Origin of the sequence: uncultured Campylobacter sp. (assembly GCF_937997405.1) — a bacterium.
In the GTDB taxonomy this organism is placed as follows: Bacteria; Campylobacterota; Campylobacteria; order Campylobacterales; family Campylobacteraceae; genus Campylobacter_B.
The window spans coordinates 1-16,227 of sequence record NZ_CALKTL010000102.1 but is presented as its reverse complement, the minus strand read 5'-3'; the positions used below and the strand labels follow the sequence as shown (position 1 = coordinate 16,227).

The 16,227-nt window shown below is 48.0% G+C and carries 17 protein-coding genes, 4 tRNA genes and 1 pseudogene; 11 read left to right on the top strand and 11 right to left on the bottom strand.

The window, feature by feature from the left end:
• Window positions 1-449 precede the first annotated feature (449 nt).
• A complete protein-coding gene (gene sodB, locus Q0372_RS05545) occupies window positions 450-1,073 on the top strand; it encodes a superoxide dismutase [Fe] (RefSeq protein WP_298103553.1) in 624 nt (207 codons plus the stop codon).
• A 283-nt stretch (window positions 1,074-1,356) separates the two neighbouring features.
• Here the strand turns inward: sodB and Q0372_RS05540 are convergent, their stop codons facing one another.
• The 6 genes from Q0372_RS05540 to serS form a co-directional block, all read right to left on the bottom strand.
• Complete coding sequence (locus Q0372_RS05540) at window positions 1,357-1,938, bottom strand: LysE family translocator (RefSeq protein ID WP_298103550.1); 582 nt, start codon at window positions 1,936-1,938, stop codon at window positions 1,357-1,359.
• Window positions 1,939-2,005: 67 nt separating this feature from the next.
• Window positions 2,006-2,131, bottom strand: coding sequence for a hypothetical protein (locus tag Q0372_RS05535; protein WP_298103547.1), 126 nt, complete (start codon window positions 2,129-2,131; stop codon window positions 2,006-2,008).
• A gap of 333 nt (window positions 2,132-2,464) precedes the next feature.
• Window positions 2,465-3,832, bottom strand: a complete 1,368-nt coding sequence (locus tag Q0372_RS05530) for a sodium-dependent transporter (RefSeq protein ID WP_298103544.1) — start codon at window positions 3,830-3,832, stop codon at window positions 2,465-2,467.
• 9 nt (window positions 3,833-3,841) lie between these two features.
• Window positions 3,842-5,452, bottom strand: a complete 1,611-nt coding sequence (gene rsfS, locus Q0372_RS05525) for a ribosome silencing factor (RefSeq protein WP_298103539.1) — start codon at window positions 5,450-5,452, stop codon at window positions 3,842-3,844.
• A complete protein-coding gene (locus Q0372_RS05520; protein ID WP_298103535.1) occupies window positions 5,449-6,222 on the bottom strand; it encodes a hypothetical protein in 774 nt (257 codons plus the stop codon). Before Q0372_RS05520 ends, rsfS begins: the two co-directional genes overlap by 4 nt.
• A 7-nt stretch (window positions 6,223-6,229) precedes the next feature.
• Window positions 6,230-7,480 (bottom strand): serine--tRNA ligase, encoded by a 1,251-nt coding sequence (gene serS, locus Q0372_RS05515; RefSeq protein ID WP_298103531.1) that lies wholly within the window; start codon window positions 7,478-7,480, stop codon window positions 6,230-6,232.
• 140 nt (window positions 7,481-7,620) lie between these two features.
• Between serS and Q0372_RS05510 the strand changes: the two genes are divergently transcribed.
• Genes Q0372_RS05510 through Q0372_RS05485 form a run of 6 tightly spaced genes read left to right on the top strand, consistent with a single transcriptional unit; the run spans window position 7,621 to window position 11,806 of the window.
• Window positions 7,621-8,370, top strand: a complete 750-nt coding sequence (locus Q0372_RS05510; RefSeq protein WP_298103528.1) for a DUF4198 domain-containing protein — start codon at window positions 7,621-7,623, stop codon at window positions 8,368-8,370.
• 12 nt (window positions 8,371-8,382) lie between these two features.
• Window positions 8,383-9,162, top strand: a complete 780-nt coding sequence (locus Q0372_RS05505) for a hypothetical protein (RefSeq protein WP_298103521.1) — start codon at window positions 8,383-8,385, stop codon at window positions 9,160-9,162.
• Window positions 9,152-9,751, top strand: a complete 600-nt coding sequence (cbiM, locus tag Q0372_RS05500) for a cobalt transporter CbiM (protein ID WP_297882115.1) — start codon at window positions 9,152-9,154, stop codon at window positions 9,749-9,751. Before Q0372_RS05505 ends, cbiM begins: the two co-directional genes overlap by 11 nt.
• A complete protein-coding gene (locus tag Q0372_RS05495) occupies window positions 9,748-10,389 on the top strand; it encodes a hypothetical protein (RefSeq protein WP_298103517.1) in 642 nt (213 codons plus the stop codon). The genes cbiM and Q0372_RS05495 overlap by 4 nt, the downstream gene beginning before the upstream one ends.
• Window positions 10,386-11,033: an energy-coupling factor transporter transmembrane component T gene (locus tag Q0372_RS05490; protein WP_298103514.1), complete on the top strand. Its 648-nt coding sequence runs from the start codon at window positions 10,386-10,388 to the stop codon at window positions 11,031-11,033. Before Q0372_RS05495 ends, Q0372_RS05490 begins: the two co-directional genes overlap by 4 nt.
• A complete protein-coding gene (locus Q0372_RS05485) occupies window positions 11,030-11,806 on the top strand; it encodes an ABC transporter ATP-binding protein (RefSeq protein WP_298103510.1) in 777 nt (258 codons plus the stop codon). Before Q0372_RS05490 ends, Q0372_RS05485 begins: the two co-directional genes overlap by 4 nt.
• A gap of 55 nt (window positions 11,807-11,861) precedes the next feature.
• Here Q0372_RS05485 and Q0372_RS05480 read toward each other — a convergent pair.
• From Q0372_RS05480 to Q0372_RS05460, 5 genes and pseudogenes are all read right to left on the bottom strand, one after another.
• Window positions 11,862-11,938, bottom strand: a tRNA-Glu gene (locus Q0372_RS05480).
• Between the two features lie 248 nt (window positions 11,939-12,186).
• Entirely contained in the window at window positions 12,187-12,624 is a 438-nt protein-coding gene (locus Q0372_RS05475) for a PH domain-containing protein (RefSeq protein WP_298103507.1), read from the bottom strand.
• 512 nt (window positions 12,625-13,136) lie between these two features.
• On the bottom strand, window positions 13,137-13,727 hold the full coding sequence (locus Q0372_RS05470) for a hypothetical protein (RefSeq protein ID WP_298103557.1): 591 nt from the start codon (window positions 13,725-13,727) through the stop codon (window positions 13,137-13,139).
• Window positions 13,728-13,871: 144 nt separating this feature from the next.
• A pseudogene (locus Q0372_RS05465) lies at window positions 13,872-14,297 on the bottom strand (3-deoxy-8-phosphooctulonate synthase); the annotation flags it as partial.
• Window positions 14,298-14,348: 51 nt separating this feature from the next.
• Window positions 14,349-14,936, bottom strand: coding sequence for a transglycosylase SLT domain-containing protein (locus Q0372_RS05460; protein ID WP_298103504.1), 588 nt, complete (start codon window positions 14,934-14,936; stop codon window positions 14,349-14,351).
• 128 nt (window positions 14,937-15,064) lie between these two features.
• On the opposite strand from Q0372_RS05460, the gene Q0372_RS05455 reads away from it, so the two are divergent.
• The 4 genes from Q0372_RS05455 (at window position 15,065) to Q0372_RS05440 (ending at window position 16,162) form a co-directional block, all read left to right on the top strand.
• Window positions 15,065-15,140 (top strand) — tRNA-Val (locus Q0372_RS05455).
• Window positions 15,141-15,200: 60 nt separating this feature from the next.
• Window positions 15,201-15,277 (top strand) — tRNA-Asp (locus Q0372_RS05450).
• Window positions 15,278-15,288: 11 nt separating this feature from the next.
• Window positions 15,289-15,364, top strand: a tRNA-Lys gene (locus Q0372_RS05445).
• Window positions 15,365-15,829: 465 nt separating this feature from the next.
• Window positions 15,830-16,162 carry a hypothetical protein gene (locus tag Q0372_RS05440; RefSeq protein WP_298103501.1) on the top strand — a complete coding sequence of 111 codons (333 nt, stop codon included), beginning with the start codon at window positions 15,830-15,832 and terminating at the stop codon, window positions 16,160-16,162.
• Window positions 16,163-16,227: the final 65 nt, after the last annotated feature.

The window sequence follows — 16,227 nt, the reverse complement described above, 5'->3', positions numbered from 1 at the left end:
CTGTGCATAAGCTTAGCGTGAATATAAAAAATATGCGAAGCGGGCTAATCTCCAAGTCCTCTTTTGGCGCGATAGCAGTTTCAAGAAAGACGATAAAAAGCGCGCCGAGCCCCGTGTCTAGGACGTATGCGAGTACCGCGCCGATGTATTTTAAAGCAAGCATAAATTAAAAAAGCTCGCAATTACGCAGGTTGCGGTCAGTAGCCAATCGTGCGTACTAGCAGTGCGCTTAAACCCGTACGCCCGGTCGCACTCGAAAAGCGCTCCGACGAGGATGAAAGCAAAACTTTGGCGTTAACAAACCGCCTAAATTTTAAATTTAAAGCACGATTATATTAGGAGCGAGCTAGATTGAAATTCGTCTTAAAATTAATCCTAAATAATAAATTTTATTAATCATTTAGAAATTTTAGGCTATAATCGCTTCAAATCATTTCAAGGAGAGAAAGATGTTTAAACTTAGAGAGTTGCCGTTCGATGTGGCGCACAACGCGGTCGTAAGCAAGCAAACCTGTGATTATCACCACGGCAAGCACCACGCGACCTATGTGGCAAATTTAAATAAACTTACCGAATCAGGCGAGTTTGCGGGCAAGGGGCTTTACGAGATCGTAACGGCGGCTAGCGGCGGGCTTTTCAATAACGCTGCACAGGTTTACAACCACGATTTTTATTGGGATTGCATCGCAAAGCCTAGCGAGGCTTCCGCGGAACTAAAATCGGCGCTAGCGGAAAATTTTGCGGATTTTAAAGGCGAGTTTTTGGCTGCTGCTACGGCGCATTTCGGCTCAGGCTGGGTGTGGCTCGCTTACGATCCGAAATCGGGCAAGCTTTGCATTAAAGCGACCCAAAATGCCGCCACACCGGTGACCGAAGGGCTCGTGCCGCTTCTGGTCGTGGACGTTTGGGAGCACGCGTATTACATCGATGAGTACAATGCGCGCCCGAAATATCTGGAGAAATTCTACGCAGGCATCAACTGGGAGTTCGTCTCAAGCGCCTACGAATGGGCTAAAAAAGAGGGTCTTGGCTCTGTGAAATTTTACATCGACGAGCTTCACGGCAGAGATTAAATTTTAAAATTTAAGCGCACGCGGCGAGGCGATGCTACACAAAGCCAAAACCGCCTAAACGCGCCGCCGGTTTGCTGCGAGTTCGCTGCGGACGTGGATCCGCTGCGGACGATAATCGTCGCAGCGTTTGGCATATGCGGTCGATCGCTTAAAATTTTAATTCAAAGCTAGCGGCTAAATTTCGGGATTTTTCTCGGAATTTGGCCGAAGCAATATTTCTTTTCAATCTATCTTTTAAATTTAAAATTTCATCAAAACTCGGGCGCCAAGCCCAATCAAAATTTTAGCCCAAAATCATCCACAACCCGATCGCGCTCATCAGCACCGTGCAGAAAATTTCGAGGTATTTCAGGTGGGTTTTCAGCAGATTTTTTAGCACCGCTCCGCCCAGCGCGTAGATGCTAAGGCAGATGCTTTCGCTGGCGCACAAGATCGCCACGAGAGCAAAGGTACGCGCGCCGAAAAGATTGTCCGCATCCAAAAATGGCGGAAAGAGCGCGGTAAAAAATATCCACGCCTTGGGGTTTGAAACCGCGACTACGAAGCCTTGTAGGAAGATATTTTCGCTGCGCTTTTGTTTTTGCAGCTTAAAATTTCCGCGCGCTAAAAAGGTCGCGACGCCCAGATAGAAAATATACGCGCCGCCTAAAATTTTAATCGCGCTAAGCGCCGCAGGGTGCGCAAGCAGAATGCCCGCGACGCCGAATATACACGCAAGCGCCACGGCCGCGACGCCCAGCACCTGCGCGAGCAGCGCAGGCAGCGCCCTAAGATAGCCGCGCGCGATGCCGAGATTTAGCGCGTAGGTCATGTTGATGCCCGGCATCAGCGATATCGGAAAGATCGTAAGAAAAAACAGAAGCATTGCAAACCCCTAAATTGCAGCTAAATTTAAAATTTATCGCGAGCCTGTCGCGGAAATTTTAAGGCGTCTAGGCGAATGAAATTTTAAAATTCCGCCGCGTCTTTTTGCGATTATCATCACGCTTGCACGGCACGTGCAGATAAAATTTTAAAATTCTGACGTCCGCTTCGCTATACGCGTCCAAGCTTTTCATGGGGCGGGAAGGGGTCCACAATTGCGAGGTCACACTTCTCGCAGAGACGGCGCTGCTTCTGCGGCACCGCATTGCTCTGCTCGCCCCAAACCCCACCTAACCCCCGACGATGCTTTACAAGGGGCAGGCTACGCCTGCGCTGAATTTATATTATAACTGCGGTGCAGTGTCTCGCACCTAGTCGCAAGACCGCCGTGCCGCAAGTTTCAATACAATATGTCGCACCGAGTAAAAACTTACGCCGTAGCGTATGTAACGGAGCAGATGGAATTTTAAAATTCTATCGCACCGCCGCAGGCAAATTTAAAATTTAAAACTCTCGCGGCTTTAAATTTAGCCGAAAATCCCGTATCCGAAGATCACCGCGATGATGAGCGGCAGGATAAATTTGACGTACAAAAACCAAACTCCTGCGAGCCGCGCGCTTAGATCGCCTTCGTTGGTGAGCTCGTAGATCGCATCCTTTTTTAGCACCCAGCCCACGTAGATGCAGCACAGAAGCGCCGTTAGCACGAAAAATACGTTCGCGCTTACGAAGTCGAAAGCGTCGAAAACCGAGCGCCCTAGAATTTTAACGTCCGCAAGTACGCTGCTTGAGAGTATGCAGGGCAGGTTGCCGAGCACGAAGACGCCGCCGAGCGTTAAATTTACCGCCTTTAGCGTTGAAAAGCCGAAGCGCTCCTCGACGAAATTTATGATGACCTGATAGATCGTGATCGACGTCGTAAGCGCGGCGATGAGCAAAATCGAGAGAAAGACCACCGCGACGGCGTTGCCGAAGGGCATGTGCGAAAACGCGATCGGCAGGCTCTTAAAAACCAGCGACGAGCCGCTGCTTGGCTCAAGCCCCGCGCTAAAGAGCGACGGGAAGATCATAAAGCCCGCAAGCACGGCGATGAGGGTGTTTACGACTGCGGTGATGGTGGCTGTTTGCATCAGCTTCTCGTCTTTATTGAGGAAGCTAGATAGCGTGATCATCACGCCGAAACCGAGCGAGAGCGCGAAAAAGACCTGACCTAAAACGTCGATCAAAAGCTTGGGCGTGATCTTTGCAAAATCGACGCCGAGATAAAATTTCACGCCCTCCTTTGCGCCCTCAAGCGTTAAATTTGTAAGGATCACCGCGATGAAGCACAAAAACAGCGCGGGCATTAGAAATTTTACGAATTTTTCGATTCCTTCGATGATGCCGTTTTTCAAAATGTACCAGTTGATCGCTATGAAAACGAGCGTGTAAGCTCCGACGCTAAGCGGGCTATTTTCGATGTGATCTGCGTAGAATTTTTGCGTAAATGCGGGGTCTGTGATCCGCGCGGAGAGGTCGAAGTTGCCGCTTACGATGTTTACGATGTAGGTTAGCACCCAGCCGCCAAGGACCATATAGTAGGCTAAAATTCCAAACGCGCCGATTACGCCCATGATGCCTACGATTTTCCATGCCGGCTTTATGCGCGAGCCGTCCTTTTTAGGCGCTGCGAAGGCATCGACGCAGTTTCTTAGCGCGCGACGTCCGATGACGTTTTCTACCAAGATCATCGGGATTCCAAGCACGATCATTGCGATGCAAAATAAGAGCACATAGGCGCCGCCACCATTTTCGCCGACTAAATACGGAAACCTCCACGTGCAGCCAAAGCCGATCGTGGCGCCTGCGACGGTTAAGATATATGTGAGCTTGCTGCTCCAGGTCTGTCTCGGCACGCTCCCTCCTTAAAATTGCTCTTTTTTGAGCTTGTCGAGGAAATCCTCGATATTGTATTTGGCGCGGTAAGTCTCGCTGATGAGATGGACTATGATGTCGCCGAGATCGACGACGCTCCACTCATCGCCGCTTTCGATAGCCAAAAACTCCTCCCCAAGCGGCTTAAGCACGCTTTTTAGCTCCTCGATGAGCGAGGCTGCGTGGCGGGAGGTTAGCGTAGTAGCGATTACTACGAGCTTTGCGATGTATTCGCGCTCACTCATATCGATGATCTGGACATCTTCGGCTTTCTTTTCGTTTAAAATTTCGGCGATCCGCTCCGCCCTTTGCTTTGGATCTTGCATATCTTTCCTTTTATAAAATTTTATGACCTCTGCTGCGATCTTGGGCGGGATTTCGCCTTTGAAATCTCGCCTAAAACCGCTTGAGCTCGCATCTACGGCAATCTCGATCCGCCTTAGGCTCTCCCACTGCCGCGGGATCTCGTAGCCGGGCCGCGTAAGCACGACAAACTCCGCTAATTTCTGAAGTTCGCTAAAATCGCGCCATTTATGGAGCTCGGCTAGGTTGTCAGCACCCACGACGATGTAGAGCTTTGGTGTTGTATCCGTGCCGCTTGCGCTACCTATGCAATTTACTGCGTCGCCTGCGCTATGCGCGTCGTTTGTATCATTTATGTCGCTCACATCGCTTGTGTTGTTTGTTTGGCCTGCGCCGTTTGTATCATTTGCGCCGTTTGCGTTATCATTTGCTTTACTTGCGCTACTTACGTTATTTGCTCTACCCATGCCGTTTGTTTCATTTGCGCTACCGCTTACGTTGCATACGTCGTCTGCGTCGCCACTTGAAATTTTATTCGCGCCCGAAATTTCATCCGCATCCGAACTCTCGCTCGCTATGCTACTTGGAATTTCGCGGTTTTTTGCGTTTAAAATTTCGCTCGCATTTGAAATTTTATCTGCGTTTTGGATTTTACTCGCGCCGTCCTCGCTGCCCGCGTTACTTTGTGAAATTCCGTCCATTTCGCTTTTGCTACCAACCGAAATTTGATTCGCCATTCCGTCTTGCAGAGCTTCGTTTTTTGCGTTAGCGGGGATGCTCGTCCCGCCCGTAATATCGGCGTAGCAGGTGTCGCCGCTTAGAATTTTACCTATATCGCACGACAAAGCCCCGTCCGTCTTCTCGGGTAAAATTTCGTCTGTACTACCCGAAGTATAAGCACCGGCAGAAATTTTATTCGCAATATTTGCGCCGTTAGGTAGAGCCTTATTCGTTACGGTTGCCGGGGTCTCGCTCGCTCTGCTTGCCGTCTCCGCCGAGATTTTGCCGTTCGCGTCGTATTTTTCGAGCAGAAATTTCACACTTTGTATCGTGGATACCGAGCGGTTTTGCGAAATTTCATAATCGCTCACTTCCACGTGCGGAGCATCGCTCCACAGCGCGCGGCACCATCTAAGCCGCAGCTGCGGCGGCGCCGAAAAGCTCTTTTTAAACGGGTTTAGAAACGACGGCATTATGATCAGCAAATCGGGCTTTAGACTTGATAAGATCGCCTTCACCGCGGCGTCGTGTCCTGCGTGCGGCGGATCGAAACTGCCGCCGAAAAGTGCGATTTTCACGCACCCGCTCCGTGCCGCTCCGCGCCGCGAAATTTCTCGCACTTCGCCACAAATTCCGCGGTATAAAATTTTGCGCGACGTAATCTTGTTTTATGAAATTTTACGCCGCAAAATTCCGTTTCGCTGAATTTTGTTGCAAAAAATCCCGCGTTTTGCAGCGCGATAAATTTAAAGGGCGTGGCGGCGTAAAGGCTAGGACTGCGTCGCAGCCCTTTTGCGGCGATAAATTTAAAAAGCGCGCCATCGCGGAATTTTACCTCGCCGAATTTCGCTGCGTTAAATTTCATTTTAAGCTCTAAATTTGGCGTCTGGAACTTCATCTCGTGAAATTTCGCGCCGTGAAATTTAGCCGCATAAAATTTCGCAATGCGAGCTAAAAAATCCGTCTCGCGCAATTCTGCTTTGTAAAATTTAACGCCACGTGCCATAAATTTTGATTTGCAGAATTCCGCTCTGCGAAAGTTCGCCCCTAAAAATTCTGTTCCGTAGGTCGTAAATTTCGCGCCAAGAAATTTAAAATGCGAGTGTCGTGATTGCCGAATTTGCCGCGTATGACGAAGCGTTTCATTGCAAAATTTAAAATCGCGAAGCGCGGCATTGTGCGCTCCGGGCTCTGTGCCGCAAAATTTCGTGCTACCAAATTTTGTTGCAAAAAATCCTGCGTTTTGTAGCGCGAAAAATTTAACGCCGCGATCCATAAATTTTACCGCGCAAAATCCAGCGGTTGCGAAGCGGGCGTTAGAATTCGGGTTTTTGTAAGGCTTTCGCACGGGCCGCCTACATATATTTTTCTAAAACGCGCGGAATTTCGATGCTGCCGTCCTTGCGCTGGTAGTTTTCCATCACCGCGATCAGCGTGCGGCCGACCGCGAGCGAGGAGCCGTTTAGAGTGTGAACGAGGCTGTTTTTCTTGCCGTCTTTGAAGCGGATCTTGGCTCTGCGCGCCTGAAAATCGCGACAGTTGCTGATCGAGCTGATTTCTCTGTATTGGTTCTGCCCCGGCAGCCAAACCTCCAAATCCACGGTCTTTGCGGCGCTAAAGCCAAGATCGCCACTGCAAAGCAGCATGTGTCTGTGCGGAAGGCCAAGGCTACTTAGCAGATCGCTCGCGCATGAAATCATCTCTTCAAGCATCTTTGCGCTGTCTTCCGGGCGCGTGATGGCGACGAGCTCGACCTTTTCAAACTGGTGTTGGCGGATCATGCCGCGCGTATCGCGCCCCGCCGAGCCCGCTTCTTTGCGAAAGCAGTGGCTGTAGCTGGTGAGCTTGATCGGCAGTTCCTCGCTGAGTAAAATTTCATCGTTAAAGAGATTCGTCGCCGTAACCTCGCTCGTAGGGATGAGGTAGAGGTTTTGCTCCTCGTCGTCAACGCGGTAGAGGTCGTCTTTAAATTTAGGCAGCTGACCCGTGCCGTAGAGGATCTGATCGCGCACCAAAAACGGCATATTTACGAGTTCGAAGCCGCGCGAGTTGTTAAATTCTATCATATAATTGATGAGAGCCATATTAAGTTTTGCGCCCAACCCGCGGATCGCGGTAAAGCGACTCCCGCTGAGTTTGACGCCGCGCTCGAAATCAAGCCATCCTAGCGCCTCGCCGAGCTCGAAGTGCTGCTTGGGCGCGAAGTCGAACGTGCGCGGCTGCAGCACTTTTTTGATACAGACGTTTTCGTTCTCGTCCGCACCGATCGGCACGTCGTCGTCGATGATATTCGGCACGCACGCGGCGATCGCTTCTAGGCTCTGTTCGCGCTCATTTACGAGCTCGCTTAGGCTTTGGATCTTTTGCTTGTTTTCCTCAAGCTGCGATTTTAGCGCGCCTACGTCCCTGCCTTCGCGCGCGGCGAGACCGAGCTCCTTACTCTTTGCATTTTGCACGGCTTGAAGGTTCTCTAACTCCGTCTTTTTAGATTTTAGCTCGTTGTAGGCATCCAGTAGCGATTGCAGAGTTTGCGGAGGGACTTTTTTAGCGATGAGTTTTTTATTAAATTCGTCGAAATTCGTCTCGATAAGTTTTAAATTTATCATTTTCTGCCTCTTTTTGGTAATTTAAATTGCGACATTTTAACTAAAGTTTGCTTTAAATACTCAAAATAAACCCACATTTAAGCAATACGGATGAAAAAAAGTGATACAATTCCGTAATATTTTATTATGAAAGGTATTACATGAAGGCAAAATTTGCTTTTTTAGGAATTTTCGCGGCGAGCCTTGCGTTCGCACATTTCGGCGTTCTTACAACGGATAAAAATGTCGTAGAGGATCAAAAAGATGCTACTTTAAAGCTAAATTTGGAATTCTCCCATCCATTTTTGCAGGAATCTATGAATCTACAAAAGCCCGCAGAATTCGGCGTTTTTATTGACGGCGAGAAAAAATCGCTCCTAGGCGGTCTAAAAGAGCAGAAAAAGGGCGAAAATTCCTATTTCGCGGCGGAATTTAAAGCGGACAAGCCATCGCTTTTAGCGTTTTATTTCGATCCTAAACCCTATGCCGAGCCGGCTGAGCGCAAGATGATCCGCCATATCACCAAAACCTACGTCGATGCTTACGACGCGGGCGAAGGCTGGGATAAGCCGCTCGGGCTAGAGGCGGAGATCGTGCCGCTCGTGCGCCCTTATGCGCTGTATGCGGGAGAGATATTTAGCGGAGTTTTTTTACTGCACGGAAAGCCCGTCCCGGGCGCGGACGTGGAGATCGAGCTATATAACGATAAGGGCTACAAAGCCCCTAGCGAGGCGCATGTCACGCAGGTCGTTAAAACCAACGGCGCGGGCGAGTTTAGTTTCGTGATGCCGGTTGCCGGCTGGTGGGGCTTTGCGGCTCTTAGCGAGGAGGAAGCCGCCAAAGGAAGCGAGCAGCCCGTAAATGAGCTGGGAGCCGTACTTTGGATCAAGGCAGACGAGCTGAAAAAATAACGGAGCGGCTCGGTGAGATCTCTTTTTTCTGGCGAAATTTGCGTCGCTGCGGATAAATTTAAATTTACGCTTGAGCGGAGCTTTGAAATTTTATTTTCGCGCGTTTTGCTTTTGGGCGTAAAATTTCCAGCGAATTCTGCGGCTGAAATTTTACGGGGCAGAATTTTGTCGTTTTGCACCCGCGCGCAGTCTGCGTCTCGGGGTTTGGTTAAAACTTTACGGAGCAAAATTCCGCCGAGTAAAATTTTAAGAAACGAAGCTCTGCTGCGTGGAATTTTGCTCGGTAGAAATCCGCGCTTAGGAGCTTCGAGTCGTAAAATTTCATATCCATGGATTTATGAGCGCAAAATATCGGCACGTAAAATTTCGTTTTTTGAAATTTTACAAACCCCGACTTTTGAAATTTTGCAGGCTCTGTTTTACCGCGCAAGCACCGCGCCGAGATCGCTCGGAGCTTTAAATTTTGCGTCGCAGAATCCGCTTGTCATTCTTATAAATGTAGCAAGCAAAAATTTTTGCGCCATGCGAGCTGTAAAATTTATCAAATTTGCCGGTTCCGTAAGCGGTTCCGAGACCGCTCCGAGTCTTGCGCTGACAGCCGCCGCAGATAGGACGCAAACCGCGAGTTTTACAGCCGCAAATTTTATCGCGACTAAAGCCGTAAAAGCAAGACCTGTAGTAATCAAAGCGGTTATCGCAAAGTTCGCAAATGCCTTAAATTTAGCTACTTCGCGCGTTTTTGCGCGTCTAAAAAACAGGGGCGATTTAAAGGAGGCGAGCCGTGCACATTAGCGAAGGAGTTTTGAGCGCGCCCGTGCTGCTAGCTGGCTGGGCGGTTACGGCGCCTGCGGTAGCGGCGATTTTATGGCGCGTAAGGCAGTCTGAGATCCCTAGGATCGCATGTTTTAGCGCGCTATTTTTCGTCGCCTCTTTCGTGCACCTGCCCGTGGGGGTCAGCTCCATGCACCTGATGCTAAGCGGGCTCGTGGGCGCGTTTTTGGGCTCGCGCGCGATCTTGGCGATTTTTGTCGCGCTGTTTTTGCAAGGGGTGTTTTTCGGCTTCGGAGGGCTTAGCGTGCTCGGCGTAAATACCGCAGTCATCGGCTTTCCAGCGGTTTTGGGCGGGCTCTTTGCCGCCGCCTCAAAAGCGCAAGAGCTAAAAGCGCGCACGCAAAAAATTTATCTATTTTTGGCGGGTTTCGTGCCGATCGTCTGCTCGATGCTGCTTCTTGATCTCGTGCTTTTCATCAGCGGACGGGAGTTTTTTGCTATCGCGACGCTCATCTCGCTCGAAGGCGCAATTCTAGCTGTTTTGGAAGGAATCATCACCCTTTTTGCGCTTAGCTTTATTGCGAAATTTTACGGCGGACAGAGACGATGAGAACGCTATTTTTCTTAGCGGTTTTGAGCTCCTTCGCATTTTCGCATGCGCTTCATCTTTTTGCGACGCAAGAGGGCGATAGAGTGGCGATTTATAGCTATTTTTATAAAAATTCTCCCTGCATGCAGTGCGAAGTTTTAATCAGTGCGGACGGGCGCGAAATTTTGCGCACTAGGACCGATAAAGAGGGACTTGCGAGCATACGAATGCCAGCTAAAAATTTTACTATTCAAATTTACGGAGGCGCGGGACACGGCGCGCAGATGGAATTTAGCGCCGAAGACTTTACGCTGCAGAATTCCGGCGGCTCCGGAAATTCCACGCCGCAAAATTCTGACGTTTTTGAAAATCCCGTGCCTCAAAATTTAGACGTCGCTAAAAATTCCTTGCCCAAAGACAGCGCGCCCGAAAATATTGCGCCGAAAGGCAGTGTGTCTAAAGATAAAATTTCAAGTGCTTCCGAGCCTTTGGAAAATTCCGCCTCGCAAAGCATCTTGCCAAAAGAAAGCCCTAAGAGCGATATTAGGAGCATGGCGTTTCAAAGCCAGTCCGCTGAGGCGCCTAAAATCGCGCTTTGTTTGGCCTTGATTTTCGGCTTTTTTGGCTTAATGTGGCTAGCGAAAAGAGCGCGCAAATGAGCCCCGCCGTATCGCTGCTTGCGTTTTTTATCTTCAGCTTCGGCGTCGGACTTAGCGGGCAGCTTTATGCGGCGTTTTTTGCCCCGCCGATGCTTCTTTTTGCGCTTAAAATTTCGATTGCGCGCACGGTCTGCACAAGGCTTGCGGTATTAAATATCTTTGCGATTTTAAGCGCGTTAAGCCCCGCCGTGGTCGGCAACTACGAGCTTGCGGGCGTGATATTTTTGCGCGCGAATTTGATAATGGCGTTTGCGATTTTGCTATTTTACGGCAAGGATGAATATTTTTTCGCACGCGGATTTTACGGGCTCGGTCTCGGCGAAAAGCTAAGCTCTTTGGTGTATTGCTGCGGGCGATTCGTAAATTTTTTACGCTCGGATTTGGCGAGACTGCAAGCTCTTTTGCGGATGCGCGGATTTGTAGGGACGAGCGGAATTTTCACCTATAAAATTTATGCAAATTTAGTTGGGATTTTAGCGATTTCGGCGCTTGAGCAAGCAAGAAATTTAAGCCTGGTGATGAGCGCGCGAGGGTTTTGCGGTAGGCTATTTTACGAGCGTCGCGAGGGCTTGAGCATCTCGGAGGCCTCGTTTTTGGCGTTCGTGCTGGCGTGCGTATTTATTAAAATCGGAGCGATCTTATGAGCTGCTCGCTTAAGGCGCTGGATTTAAGCGCTAAAAACGGCGAGCGAGAAATTTTTCGCGGCGTAAATTTGAGCGTAGGGCATAAGGAAAAAGTGGCGATCTTGGGCGCGAACGGGCAGGGCAAGACGAGCTTGCTTCAAATTTTAGGCGGCCTAAGGCAATGGGGCGAGGGCGAGATCGAGCTTTTCGGCGAGAAGCTTGAGTGTGTGGAGGATTTTATAAAATTTCGCCACGAGATCGGGTTTTTATTTCAAAACAGCGACGATCAATTTTTGTGCGCGAGCGTGTTTGAGGACGTCGCATTTAGCCTGCGTGCGCAAAATGAGCGGTTAAAACGAGCACGAAATGTGGAGCAAAGGCGTGGAATTTTTTCTAAATTTTTTGGTCGTAAGGCGGAAATTTTAAGGCAGGGCAGCGAAAACGACCATCTAAAAAAGCTTGAAATTTTAGGTGAAGAGCAGATCGAGCGCAAGGCGCTGGAGACGCTGCGACGCTTGGGAATCGAACATCTACGCGAGCGGGTGCCCTTTCATCTAAGTGGCGGCGAGAAAAAACTGGTGGCGCTTGCGGGCGCGCTGGTATGCGAGCCTAGGATACTGCTACTGGACGAGCCTACGACGGCGCTTGATGAGGCGATGCAGGAGCGCGTGGCGGGGATTTTGGCGGGGCTTGACGTAAGCGAAATCATCGTCTCGCACGATAAAAGCTTCATCGATAAAATCGCAGATAAAATTTATTATTTAAAATCTGACGGGCTGTATGAAAGTCCATGATAAAATCATAGATAAATTTATCGTTTAAAATCATGAGGCTTGTATAAGTCCATAATGGCGACCCTTGCGGGATTTGAACCACGCGTTTTCGCACTGAGAATGCAACGTCCTGAGCCACTAGACGAAAAGGTCAAGAAGCCGCATTATAGCGACAAAAACAAAATTTTAGATAAAATACTAAATGTGGTGTCTTAATATGACGGTAAAATTTTTTGGAATTTTAAAAAACGACACAGTGTTTATCGGGCTACGTTATTTAGATTAAAATTTAAAGGTGCGATGGATGTAATTTTAATTTTAGTCAATCGCACTTATTTTTGAGATAAATTTGGGATGTAAAATTTTATGATTTGGCTGAAATTTTATATACAAGACGGAGATTAGCCTATCTTTTCCATCGCCTTGTTTTTAAACGCTACGGGATTAGCGATAAATTGGAAGCTAACCGCCGTAACGCCGGTGCCTCGCACCACTATGGTGCCGAATTTTAAAATTCGTCCCAAGATACTCTGCATTACGGATATGCTTTCGATTTTTTCATATTTTAGCTCCACCGTTTCACGGCTAATAAGACCCTTTTTGCCGATTATACGCTGATTTGTGATAGCGAGCTCGTTTGTCTTTAAAACAATAAACCCGTGAATTAGCGCCGCTATAAAACCGCCAAAGCATATGAATGAAAGTCTATCGTCTTTATTTATGATTCCAACTATCGCGGGAGTTAATATGATGATAGCGGAGATGAAAACTGCCCGGTGAATTTTGGCTTTAGCAATTACATTTTCGCCATTCAGAAGGTTAGACTCTACGTAACCCATAAATATCCTTTAAAAGAATTTGAGACTTGAATTATATCCCCCCCCATTAATCTGGACTTAAATTTCGTGTAGCGAAGGTTTGCACGACGGCGGATTGGACGATCGGAATTTGCGCGTAAAATTTGCATTAAATTTTACTTTGTCGGCTGCGAAATTTAGCGCAAAATTTATAGCTAAATTCTGCGCGTTAGACTTTTAAAATTTTAAATTTAGCAGCGCGAAACTGCCTCTCTCACGCCCTGGGAGATCGTCTCATACTGCGTAAATTTATCGAAGTTCCCGAAGTTTGGTGAAGCACGCGCGGAGTTTAAAATTTTACAAATACGCTAAATTTTATAGCCGCGCGATACGTTTGAAATTTTAGCGTGCGATAAAACCCAGTGCGGTTGAAACCCGCCCTTGCGAATATAGAATTTGTTAGCGCAAAGTGTGAAACCAGATAGCGCGCGCAATGGGGCGAAATTAAAATTTAAACTCGCTAGCCTAAATTTGAAATTTTGTAGCCGCCCGCTCTAAAATCCGAGCGCTTTTTGAATCGCAAGCGTCTGCGCTACGACGCGCTCTAGCTGCTGCAGATTTAGCATATTCGGTCCATCCGAAAGCGCGTGGGCGGGATCAGGGTGCGTTTCGTAAAAAAAGCCGTCCACGCCCACGGCCGCCGCCGCTCGCGCAAGATACGGCACGAAACGCGAGTCGCCGCCGCTCGTAGCGCCGATGCTAGGCATCTGCACGCTGTGCGTTGCGTCGAAAATGACCGGCGCAAACTCCCGCATTATCGGCAGCGAGCGCATATCGACGATCAAATTTCCGTAGCCGAATGTGCTGCCGCGCTCGGTGAGCCAAACGCCGTAGCGGCGCGCCAGATCGTGCATGCCTTCGCCGCTTGGTTGCGCTTCGCTTTGTGCGGCACTTATCGAGCCGTCTTGCGCGTTGCAAGTATGAGAGAAGTTTGGTTGCAAGGTGCTTTGCGTTTCGCTTTTGTTATCGCTTTGTGAGGCACAAGGCGTCGCCGTACCTTTAGCGGTACTTTCGGCACCGCTTCCAGCGCCGCAAGTATGAATAAAATTTTGTGTGCCCGATTGTGCACCGCAAGAATTTTGCACGCCTAGTACCGAAGATCCGCTATCTGTATTACTTTGAGCGCCGCTTTGCACGCCGCAAATTTCGGTATCGCCGGAGCAGGCGCTGTTTTGAGCGGCCTTTGTATCGCTAGATGCCGCGCCGCTTTGCGGGGTATAAGCCCGCGCACCGCGGGTTTGCAGCACCTTTTCGACGCTGTGTTTCATCGCCTGCGGCGATAAAAACTGACCTTTTTTGATGTTTACTACCGCTTGCGTGCTGGCTGCGGCGACGAGCAGGTCGGTTTGGCGGCACAAAAACGCGGGTATTTGCAGCACGTCGGCGACGCGCGCGACGGGCTCCGCCTGGTAGCTCTCGTGGATGTCGGTTAAAATTTTATAGCCGAATTTTTCCTTTACCTCGGTTAAAATTTCGCAGCCGCGCTCAAGCCCCGGGCCGCGGAAGCTTGAGATGCTAGTGCGGTTGGCTTTATCGAAGCTGCTTTTGAAGTAAAATTCCACCCCGCTCATTTCATTAAATTTGCGTAAACTTTCCGCGACTTTCATTATTAGCTCGCGACTTTCGATCACGCAGGGTCCTGCGATCAGTATCATGAAATATCCTTTTTTAAAATTTGCGCGATTTTAGCGAAATTTTACTAACTCTTAATAGGGCTTGCCGAAAAATTTCTCGTAATGCTCGTAAAAGCGCTTGTAGTAGGGGTTTGAGTAGCGTTTGCGCATGCCGTAGTTGTAGCACTCGATCGTGTCTTTGATATTTTTGTCTTTAGCGTTCCAGCATTTGCGTAGGATTTTGGCGCATTTGGTGAGGTTGTACATAGGGTTGAATATATAATCTATCTCATTTTGGCTGAAATTTACGGCGTTTAGCTGCCCGAGCCCTACGTCGATGCTAAAGCCGTCCTCATACAGGTACTTGGCGATCTGCACGGCGTAGATTTCGTTTGCCGGTATGATCGTAACGACCCATTTGCTGGAATTTAGGCTGTAGTTGCTCGTTTTGATGCGGACATTTTGATTGCGCAGGCTTGCAAAATAATCGGCGTTTGCTTTGTTTGTCAAAAAGGAGATCGTGTAGGGCTCGAAGTCGCTTTCGATTTTGACGATGGTGTATAAAATTTCAGGCTTTACCCCTTCGTTTTGCGCTACTGCGACGATGGCGTTTACGATCTCGTTCGGCGAGTAAGCGGGGGCTTGAAGCGCCAAAAACAGGGCGAAAACCAACTTTTTCATCTAAATTTACCGAGCCTTTGATAAAATTTTATGTCGCAAGTATAGCACAATTTCAGTCTTTTCATCATTGTTTAAGTGAAAATTAATCGTATTAGATATATAATCACATTTCTTTTTTAAACCCAAACGGTCGCTTAGCTCAGCTGGTAGAGCGCCACCCTTACAAGGTGGATGTCGCAGGTTCGATCCCTACAGCGACCACCATTTTGAAATCCTTGGATTTCATACTTCTTTAGCACTTGTACCGCAAGTGTGATTTTTGGTGCGACGGTAGTTCAGCTGGTTAGAATGCCGCCCTGTCACGGCGGAGGTCGTGGGTTCGAGCCCCATTCGTCGCGCCACTTCTTACGATGTCTTGCTAGCTCAGTAGGTAGAGCATCTCACTTTTAATGAGGGGGTCGTTGGTTCGAATCCAACGCAGGACACCACTTTTATCACTAAATAATTAGTATATTTCTTTGTATTTATATTGTTCTTTCGGTGCTAAGTTTTTCGCCTTGTGATATTAACGATATGTTGAGGCGAAACTACAATCGTATGGAGCAAAAATGCAGATTAAAATTGATACGACGGGCTAATAATGGCAACAGTGGGGCGCATAGGCGACTTTTCTATTTTTATGAATCTTATTTTTTAGATAGATATTGTATAGATCAAAAAACGCAGCAAGAATTAGATAAAGAGGAACTAAATTTTATTAAAAAATTTCATTCTGGAAATTTAGATCTATGCACAAATAACGACTTTATAGTTGGTTTATTAAAAAAGTGCGTTTTGAAAGAGGGAAATTTCACATTATGTACCGAGCGGATCGGAAAGGAAAAAGAGATTAACATGGATGAAGTCATGCATCTATATGACGTAGATAGGAAGCCAAAAGAATAAGAGATTTCATGAAAAATAAAATTTACTTTATTGCCGCCGCTATAATATTATTTGCGTGGATATTTTATCTATATAAAGAGCAAAGCGCCTCTTGCGATATAAAAGATCTTTTTATGGGCAATTCTGAAATAACAAAAGAGTGTAGAATTGCTATAATAAGGCAATTTGAAAAGAACGGCAACCCGCGCGCATATAAAAGGCTGAGTTTGGTTTATGGAAAAATTTTAAGCGAAAGACCGACAGAAGAGGTTTTAGATGAGCTAGATCAAGAAGAGATAGAATTTTTGAAAAAATTGTATCCTGATTCAGAAATTCTATCTAAATTACCACGTAAAAAATAGGTGCGGCCATAAAAAGAGCGCGGAGGACGCCCTTACACTCACGTACCTCAATCGCCTATAAAACC